The 9,062-nt window shown below is 37.3% G+C and carries 6 protein-coding genes, 1 tRNA gene and 2 pseudogenes; all 9 read left to right on the forward strand.

The genetic code is table 11. The features are described from left to right. The coding region (locus CP355_RS08785; RefSeq protein ID WP_143468927.1) for an RNA-guided endonuclease TnpB family protein at positions 1 to 360 on the forward strand (360 nt) is incomplete at its 5' end. Positions 361 to 542: 182 nt separating this feature from the next. Then, positions 543 to 1,829, forward strand: a pseudogene (locus CP355_RS08790) (fibronectin type III domain-containing protein); the annotation flags it as partial. A gap of 252 nt (positions 1,830 to 2,081) precedes the next feature. Beyond that, positions 2,082 to 3,344: a tyrosine--tRNA ligase gene (tyrS, locus tag CP355_RS08795; RefSeq protein WP_025005704.1), complete on the forward strand. Its 1,263-nt coding sequence runs from the start codon at positions 2,082 to 2,084 to the stop codon at positions 3,342 to 3,344. 422 nt (positions 3,345 to 3,766) lie between these two features. Next, positions 3,767 to 4,123: a hypothetical protein gene (locus CP355_RS08800; RefSeq protein ID WP_098044353.1), complete on the forward strand. Its 357-nt coding sequence runs from the start codon at positions 3,767 to 3,769 to the stop codon at positions 4,121 to 4,123. Positions 4,124 to 4,247: 124 nt separating this feature from the next. Then, a tRNA-Thr gene (locus tag CP355_RS08805) sits at positions 4,248 to 4,320 on the forward strand. Positions 4,321 to 4,389: 69 nt separating this feature from the next. Next, positions 4,390 to 5,703: a C1 family peptidase gene (locus CP355_RS08810; protein ID WP_025005706.1), complete on the forward strand. Its 1,314-nt coding sequence runs from the start codon at positions 4,390 to 4,392 to the stop codon at positions 5,701 to 5,703. After that, positions 5,703 to 6,356 (forward strand): HD domain-containing protein, encoded by a 654-nt coding sequence (locus CP355_RS08815; RefSeq protein ID WP_087176745.1) that lies wholly within the window; start codon positions 5,703 to 5,705, stop codon positions 6,354 to 6,356. Before CP355_RS08810 ends, CP355_RS08815 begins: the two co-directional genes overlap by 1 nt. Before the next feature lie 158 nt (positions 6,357 to 6,514). Continuing rightward, complete coding sequence (locus CP355_RS08820) at positions 6,515 to 8,134, forward strand: peptide ABC transporter substrate-binding protein (RefSeq protein WP_098044354.1); 1,620 nt, start codon at positions 6,515 to 6,517, stop codon at positions 8,132 to 8,134. A 210-nt stretch (positions 8,135 to 8,344) separates the two neighbouring features. Then, positions 8,345 to 9,007, forward strand: a pseudogene (locus CP355_RS08825) (peptide ABC transporter substrate-binding protein); the annotation flags it as partial. Between the last annotated feature and the right edge of the window lie 55 nt (positions 9,008 to 9,062).

A 9,062-nucleotide genomic window follows, 5' to 3' on the forward strand; every position in this document is an offset into this window, starting at 1 on the left:
AAAAACCACGATTTAGTAGTTGCCGAGGAACTAAGAAGCAGAAATCTGTTAAAGAATCATGCCTTGTCTCAAGCCATTTCTGATGTTGGCTGGCGTAGTTTCCTGAACATGCTGGCTTATAAGGCAGATCTATATGGCAAAGAATTTCTAACAATTGATCCTAAGTACACCACCCAAAGATGCCATCAATGTGGCAGTATTATGGGACAAAATAGCTATAAGAAATTAACCCTTAAGGATCGGGAATGGACGTGCCCAATCTGTCAGACGCACCATATTCGCGATTGGAATGCGGCAGTGAATATTCTAGAAAAAGGATTAGGCAAGTGGCAGAATCCTAAAATAAAAAAAGCAGCCTAGAAAGGCTGCAGTCCGCTAGCAACTCACGGACTTAAAAGGCTTTGGTAATTAGACGACCTCTATCGGCAATAGTCAAAAGATTACTGCTGGTAAGTCAAGTCCGTATCTAAGCAAGTTGGTGTTCTGGTTAGCGTAAGCTAACGAGCCACTAAGCCCTAGACTTCAGTCTAGGGTAGTTGACTATTAATAAACGTAACCACGTAACTAAAGGCAAAATTTACAAATTACATTTACCTGCAGCTGGTAGATTAGTTACAAATAGCAATGTTACCTTGAAAAATAGCATGGAATGGACATGTATTCCTTATGGCAAAAAGAAGAATACATATTATTTGCGTAAGGGTACATACTATTTAACCAGTTCAAAGAATGCCAACGTAAAGACTGCATATACTCGTTTGACCAAGATTCGTAAGAATTTAGAAACTTACGTTGAAACTAAGAAGGATAATGATAACAGCAGCCTTAAGGCAAGAAAGATTAAAATTGGTCAAAAAATCAAAGCAATGGGTGAAATGTACAATTATGATAGTATCGACTACTACAGCTTTACTATTGATTCACCTCAAATGGTTACGATGAAGATGACTAATAATCAAATTTATCAACTTGGAAAAGGCAACATCTTCAGCAAGATGAACGTAATCATGTTTGATAAAGATAATTCTGTTGGCGGTAGCACTATGCTTTACCCAGAGGATTTCAAAGTTAATGGCAATAAGACTGCCAGCCAAAGTTGGTACTTGGCTAAAGGAACCTATGTGTTTAGTGTAAATACTCGCGGGCTTTATGATTTCCAATTAACAGCCGTTCCTGATACACGCATGGTGCCAACAGATACTGAAATTGAATCTCTGAAGGATACTAAGGATGGTCTGGTTGCTACATTGAGGGATGCACTTCATGCTAAGACTTACGAACTTGCATGGCGTGAGAAGGGCTCAAAGGCTGCCTCATTCACTTCTAGTAGCAACACTGTAGAAGTAAGTACTGCTCCAGCTACGCGCTATCTAGAAAGAAACGGTCATAAAATTCCAGTTCAAATTGGTAAAAAGTTAGTTAATGGTCAAACCTATGATTTTGTGGCTCGCGGAGTAAGCAACCCTGACTACATTCGTTACGGTAATCCAGAAACTGATAATTATTTTGGTGCTTGGAGTAAAGTTGTTGAGCATACCTACTATGCTCCTTCAGATGCCACACCAGGAGCTGTTGATTTAACCATTGCTAAAGCTGACAATACTTACCACAACATTCATGTAGCTTGGAAGAAAATTGATAGTGCACAAAGTTACCGCATTGCTTACCGCCAAAAAGGTACAAGCAAGTGGTATTACGAAGTAACCGATCAAGCTTCTAACGCTATTACAGGTATTACCAGAAATAGAAGTTATGAAGTGAAATTACAAGCTTTAAATGGCAGAGAAGAAGGTCCATGGTCCGCAATTAAAACGGTTTTCTTAAAATAGCGGTTGACTAAAACTATTTTTCTCGTTAATATCATAACTAACGAATGAGTAGCGAGTCGGCTCAGCGTTCAGAGAACTAGCGGTTGGTGTGAGCTAGACAGGCCGATTTTAGCGAAGTACTTAATAGGGTTGCTCCTTTACCGGCTTTAATAAGGCGCAGTAGCGCAAACGTGGGTGGTACCACGGCTAATAATGTAATTTAGTCGTCCCTTGATCGGAAGATCAGGGGACGTTTTTTATTGGAGGAAAATTATGGCAAAGTTTGATATCTTAGAAGACTTGAAGTGGCGTGGAGCCATTAATCAAGAAACTGATGAAGAAGGTTTACGTAAGTACTTAGCAGAACATGATGATCTTGCTCTTTACTGTGGTACTGACCCAACTGGTGACTCACTTCACATCGGTCACTTAATACCATTCATGATCTTGAAGAGATTCCAAATGGCAGGTTACCACCCAGTAATTTTGATCGGTGGTGGTACTGGTGCAATCGGTGACCCATCAGGTCGTAAGACTGAACGTACTTTGCAAACTGCCGACCAAGTTAAGCACAATGAAGAATGCTTGACTAACCAAATGAAGAAGTTGTTTGGTACTGAAAACTTTGAAATTAGAAACAATGCTGAATGGCTTGGCAAGCTTAACTTAATCGATTTCTTGCGTGATTACGGTAAGTTCTTCCAAGTTAACAACATGATTAACAAGGACGTTGTTGCTAGTCGTCTTGAAAACGGTATTTCATTCACTGAATTTACTTACCAAATTTTGCAAGCCATCGACTTCTACCACTTGAACAAAGATGATGGTGTTCAACTTCAAATCGGTGGTAGTGATCAATGGGGTAACATCACTGCAGGTATCGACCTTATTCACAAGCTTGAAGGTGCAGATCGTCCTGCATTTGGTTTGACTATTCCATTGATGCTTAAGGCTGATGGTACTAAGTTTGGTAAATCAGCTGGTGGTGCTGTGTGGCTTGATCCTGAAAAGACTAGTCCTTATGAATTTTACCAATTCTGGATTAACCAAGATGACCGCGATGTAGTCAAGTACCTTAAGTACTTTACTTTCCTTAGTCGTGAAGAAATTGAAGACTTGGCTGAAAAGACTGAAAAAGAACCTTGGAAGCGTGCTGCTCAAAAGCGTTTAGCTGAAGAAGTAACTAAGTTCGTTCATGGTGAAGCTGGTCTAAAAGAAGCTCAAATGATTACTGATGCATTGTTCTCAGGTGATATTAAGAACTTATCAGTAACTCAAATTGAACAAGGTTTGAAGAACGCTCCAAGTGCAGAAGCAGGCAGCGAAAAGAAGAACTTGGTTGACTTTTTAGTTGATACCAAGATTGAACCTTCAAAGCGTCAAGCACGTGAAGACATTAAGAATGGTGCGATCTATGTTAATGGTGATCGTGAACAAAGCGTTGACTTTGAAGTTGATCCATCAAGCGCCTTCGATGGTAAGTATGTAATTATCCGTAAGGGTAAGAGAAAGTACACTTTGGTTACAATTAAGTAATTAATCAGAGAAAATGGGATGATAATTCATCTCATTTTTTTGTTTTCAGAAATACTATATGAAATTTAACTAATATAGTAACTGATTTTATGCAGTTTTGAATACTGAAAAAGCGTGAATTAAATAAAATAATATTTTACTAGATAAACTGTTATTTTATTTTTTGCCACAAAAAGCAAAATAATCAATATAAGTTATTTTACAAATTCACATGATGACTATACGATTTAGAATACTGCAACAATATATGCATATAACTATACTGATACATAATTTAAGAATACTGACACAGAGCGCAGCTGTAAAATATAGCCTTTTGAATATTTATTGTGAAATATTTAACTATCTTGATTACTTTTGGCTAAATAGTGTTATAGTAAAAGTGTAAAGAGAAAGCGAGTAAACAGAAAGAGGTTATTAAAATGCTAGAATCAAGAAAAGCTTTAAAAGTTGTTTCAAGTTTAGTAATCGGCTTAAGTCTTGTCGGTATCGGTAGTAATGTCGCTCAAGCTACTTCATTTACTACTCCAAGGTTAGGTGTTGCTGAAGACGTACCAACTAACCCATCAATTAAGAAGGGTGACAAGATCTTCGTCATTGTTAAAGACACCAAGAACCAAAGAGTTGCTGTTTACACTAAGAATGCTAAGAAGACTAAGAAGACAGTTAAAATGGGTTCAACTTTCACAGCAAAGGCTGTAAAGAAGGTTAACCACAAGAAGATTGTTAGAATTAACAAGAAGCAATGGCTGAACAGCAAGGATGTTGTTAAGAACTAGTCATTGATTAAAGTTTAATAACCTCATACATATTTGTGGGCTTTTTCTACTCTTAGATTAGGAATTTTTAAAGGGCAAAGATATTCAGAATGAATATCTTCGCCTTTTTTGATACAATAGAAACGCCGCTTTAGCTCAATAGGTAGAGCACCGCCGTGGTAAGGAGGAGGTCCCCAGTTCAAACCTGGGAAGCGGCTTTTTTTAGTAGGCAAAATAATGCTAAAATGATAACAACTAAATGATTTCTAACGAGAAAGGAAAGTTATATGAAACACGAACTTACAATGGCAGAAATTGCCAAGTTTCAAAAAGAATATAAAAAAGAACCACAAAACCGAGTAGCAGAACTAGCAGTCGTAAATAATGGTGTCCAAAAGGCAAGTTTCAATACCGAGGGAATTAGAAAGCTTAACCGTAATTTCTCAATCGAAATTCCTACTGATAATGTAACTGATCAAAAGCAATCTGGACGTTGCTGGTTATTTGCGGCATTAAATACTTTGCGTCATGGTTTTGCTAAAAAATACAATGCCAAGAATTTTACTTTTTCTCAAAATTATCTCTTCTTCTGGGATAGAGTAGAAAGAGCCAATATCTTTTTTGACAATATTTTAAATACAGCTGATAGACCACTTGATGATCGAACTGTACACACTTATATGCAAGGTCCTGATACCGATGGTGGTCAATGGGCTATGGCTGTATCATTGATTCGCAAGTATGGTTTGGTGCCAACTTATGCTCAAGAAGAGAGCTTTACTGCAAACAATACCGCCGCTTTTAACCGTGCATTGAATATGAAGCTGCGCGAAGATGGTCTAGTTTTGCGTAAATTAGCTAAGGAAAACAAGACCGATGAAATCGAAGCAAAGCGTCAAGAATTCTTAAGCGAAGTTTACCGTATGGCTGTCATTGCATTTGGTGAACCTGTCCAACACTTTGATCTTGAATTCAAAGATGACGATGGCAAGTACCATTTTGATGGTGATTTAACTCCACTCGATTTCTTCCATAATTACTTTACTGATGATCTTGATGATTACATTGTTTTGTTCAATGCTCCAGATCATGAATTTGATAAACTTTATGCATTACCATTTGAAGACAATGTTGAAGGTGGTACGCCAGTTCAATTTTTAAATACTGAAATTAACAACTTAAAAGAAGCTGCTATTAAGCAACTTAAAGCTGGTGAAACTATCTGGTTTGGCTGTGATGTCGGTAAAGATAGTGATCGTCAAAAAGGTATCTTATCTAAGGGCCTTTACCAAACCGATACTATTTTTAATATTGAAACTAAATTATCTAAGAAGGAACGCTTGCAAACTGGTGCTTCCGGTTCAACTCATGCCATGACTTTAGTGGGTGTTGATGTGGTTGATGGTAAGCCACGTCAATGGAAGATTGAAAATTCTTGGGGCACAAAAGTCGGTGAAAAAGGCTACTTTGTCATGGATGATGATTGGTTCAACGAATACTTATTTAAGGTAGTCGTAAAGAAGCAATACGTCCCAGAAAAATTAGTTAAGATCTGGGAAGGCGAAGCAACTCCAGTAGAAGCATGGGATTCAATGGCATAATGAATATTGATGCAGTAATTGATTTTACTAAAAAGCATTTAGAGGGCGAAAAGACAGGACATGATTTTTATCATGGTGAGCGTGTGGCTAAATTAGCTAGCAAGATGTACCTTGCTGATCATGAACATGCGCATAGGGATAGCCGCGAAGTAGCAATTATTAAATCTGCAGGTTATCTTCATGATACGATTGATGAAAAGATTTGTGCTGATCCCGCAAAGGTGGTTAAAGAGATCGAAGAATTATTGCCTCAATTAGGTTTTAATGATCTAGAAGCTTGGGACATTCTTTACACTATTCAGCACATGTCTTTCTCCGCCAATATTGAGCATCATTATCATTTGCCGCTTTCTGGCCAATATGTTCAAGATGCAGATCGATTAGAAAGTTTGGGCGCAATTGGAATTGCACGTGCCTTTACATATGGTGGCAAGCACGGCAACAAGATTTATGATCCTAAAATTAAACCAGAGAAGTTAGTGAGTCATGATCAATATCGCAATCATGAGGAAACAACGATCAATCATTTTTATGAAAAATTATTTTCGTTAGCTGATTTGATGAATACACCGGCAGCTAAAAAAGAGGCTGAACGACGTACAGCTTACATGCGCAATTTTGTGCGTGAGTTCATGCAAGAGTGGAATATATAAGTTAAAAAGGTTACTAGAACTATATCTAGTAACCTTTTTGTGTGCTGTATAAAAATAAAATTAAAAAATAATATTGCATTTCAATAAAAACATGAGTATACTCTTAATCAAGTTAAAAAGAATTATTAAAAATCTCATAATTGAGAGGGGTTAATTGTATGAAATTTGCAAAATTATTTGCGGCAGGAGCTACAGTTTTAGTTTCAGCTGCAACTTTAGCAGCTTGTGGTTCAAAGAGTAACTCATCTTCTTCAGCTAAGAAGACTCTTAATTGGGAGGAAAGCGCAGAAATTCCTACCATGGACTTGTCAAAAGCAACTGATGTTACTAGTTTTAACCAATTGAACAATGTTTTGGAAGGTATTTATCGTTTAGGTGAAAACTCTAAGGTTGAAAATGGTTTGGCATCAAAGACTCAAGTAAGTAAAGATGGTAAGACTTGGACTTTCACTTTACGTAACTCTAAGTGGTCAGATGGTACTCCATTAACTGCTAAGGACTTCGTTTATTCATGGCGTAGAACTGTTAACCCTAAGACTGCTTCACAATATGCATACTTGTTCGAAGGTATTCACAATGCCGACAAGATTTCTAAAGGTAAGGCAGCAGTTAACACTTTAGGTATTAAGGCAGAAGGTAACAACAAGTTAGTTGTTAGCCTTGATAAGCGTATTCCATACTTCAAGCTTTTGATGGGATTCCCATTATTCTTCCCACAACAAGAAAAGGCTGTTGAAAAGTATGGTTCTAAGTACGGTACTGCTTCTAAGTACATGGTTTACAACGGTCCATTCAAGCAAACTGGCTGGACAGGTTCTAACCTTTCATGGAACTTGAAGAAGAACAACAACTACTGGGATAAGAATGCTGTTAAGTTAGACACAATTCACTACAGCGTGCAAAAGACACCATCAACTGCTTACAACTTATACCAATCAAATAAGATTGATGCAGTAAGTCTTGATGCGCAACAAACTAAGAATTTAAAGCATCAAAATGGCTTCACTCTTCGTCCAGGTTCAAGTACTTTATACTTACAATACAATCAAAAGAATAAGTTCTTAAAGAATGCTAACTTGCGTCGTGCAATTTCACTTGCAATTAACCGTAAAGCTTTAACTAATGCTTTAGGTGGTGCTGACAAGCCTGCAAGTTCATTAACTGCAGCTGGTTTGACTAAGGTTGAAGGTCAAGACTTTGCTGATAAGACCAAGGATACTGATTACAGTCAATACAACCCAGCTAAAGCTAAGAAGTTATTTGCTCAAGCCCTTAAGGAATTAGGCACTAAGAGCGTTTCATTCACTATCTTGTCAGATGATACTGATGTTGCTCAAAAGACCACTGAAACTCTTCAAAGTCAAATTGAAGAAAATTTAAAGGGTGCCAAAGTTAGTGTTCAAAACTTACCATTCAAGACCCGTTTGAGTCGTCAAACTTCAGGTAACTTTGATATTGTTGTTACTGGTTGGGGTGCAGACTTCTCTGACCCAATTTCATTCGATGGCTTGTTCACTTCAAAGAATGCTCAAAACTTTGGTAAGTGGGCTAACGGTGAATACGACAAGTTAATTGCCAGCTCTAAGACTGCAACTAACGATGAAAGCCGCTTCAGCGATTTAGTTAAGGCAGAAAAGATCTTGCTTAAGGATCAAGGTATCACGCCACTTTACTACCAAACTACTGCTTGGTTAGTACGTCCATCAGTTAAGGGCATTGTGTACAATGCAGCTGGTGCTAACTACAACTTTAAGGGAGCTTATGTTTCCGGTAATTAGTAATTAAATTAAGGAGAAAATTCATGTTATCAATTTCAATTGTTATTTTAACCTTACAACTCAATACTTAACTTCAGTTGCAGTGCTTGGAATAATTTTGTAGGCGATAAATGGATTTTAATTAAAAGGAGCAACTGCAAGTAGGCGGTTGCTCCTTTTGTGTATGAAAATAATGAGGAATAAAAATGGAAAAAGTATTTAAGTGCAAGTATGTTAACAGTAGTATCTGCTGCAACTCTAGCAGCGTGTTCTAATAAGGACTCTTCAACTGGAACTAAACAAACTTTAAATTGGATGACTAAATCAGAACTACAAACTTTAGATTTATCAAAGGTAACCGATGCTACTAGCATGGATCAAATTAGCAATTCCATGGAAGGATTATACCGTTTAGGTAAAAATTCTAAGGTAGAAAACGCTTTAGCAACTAAGACTGAAGTTTCAAAAGACGGTAAGACCTGGCATTTTACTTTAAGAAAAAATACTAAATGGTCCAATGGAGATCCCGTGACTGCTAAAGATTTTGTTTATTCTTGGCGCAGGACCGTTGATCCAAAAACAGCATCACAATATGCATATCTTTTTTCAGGTGTAAAGAATGCAGATGCCGTAGTAGCGGGTAAGAAAAAGGCTGATACACTTGGTGTTAAAGCTGATGATGATCAACATTTAACTGTTACTTTAGATAGAAGAATCCCGTATTTTAAGCTGTTAATGGGATTTGGTGTTTTCTTCCCACAAAATAAGCATGCTGTTGAAAAGTATGGTAAGAACTATGGTACTTCCTCAAAAACTATGGTTTACAATGGTCCATTTGTTTCAAAGGGTTGGACAGGCTCTAATTTATCTTGGAAGTTAGTTAAGAATAATAATCGCCGATTGTAAAATCAAGTTGAACACTTTATAAAAATAAAAGTCCATCTGGACC

This window comes from Lactobacillus sp. UMNPBX4 (assembly GCF_002554115.1).
GTDB lineage: Bacteria > Bacillota > Bacilli > Lactobacillales > Lactobacillaceae > Lactobacillus > Lactobacillus gallinarum.

Bases quoted from the DNA above. Each gene is read 5' to 3' on its own strand.
- CP355_RS08800 (WP_098044353.1), top strand. From the start codon at position 3,767: ATGCTAGAATCAAGAAAAGCTTTAAAAGTTGTTTCAAGTTTAGTAATC.
- CP355_RS08815 (WP_087176745.1), top strand. From the start codon at position 5,703: ATGAATATTGATGCAGTAATTGATTTTACTAAAAAGCATTTAGAGGGC.
- CP355_RS08810 (WP_025005706.1), top strand. From the start codon at position 4,390: ATGAAACACGAACTTACAATGGCAGAAATTGCCAAGTTTCAAAAAGAA.
- CP355_RS08820 (WP_098044354.1), top strand. From the start codon at position 6,515: ATGAAATTTGCAAAATTATTTGCGGCAGGAGCTACAGTTTTAGTTTCA.
- tyrS (WP_025005704.1), top strand. From the start codon at position 2,082: ATGGCAAAGTTTGATATCTTAGAAGACTTGAAGTGGCGTGGAGCCATT.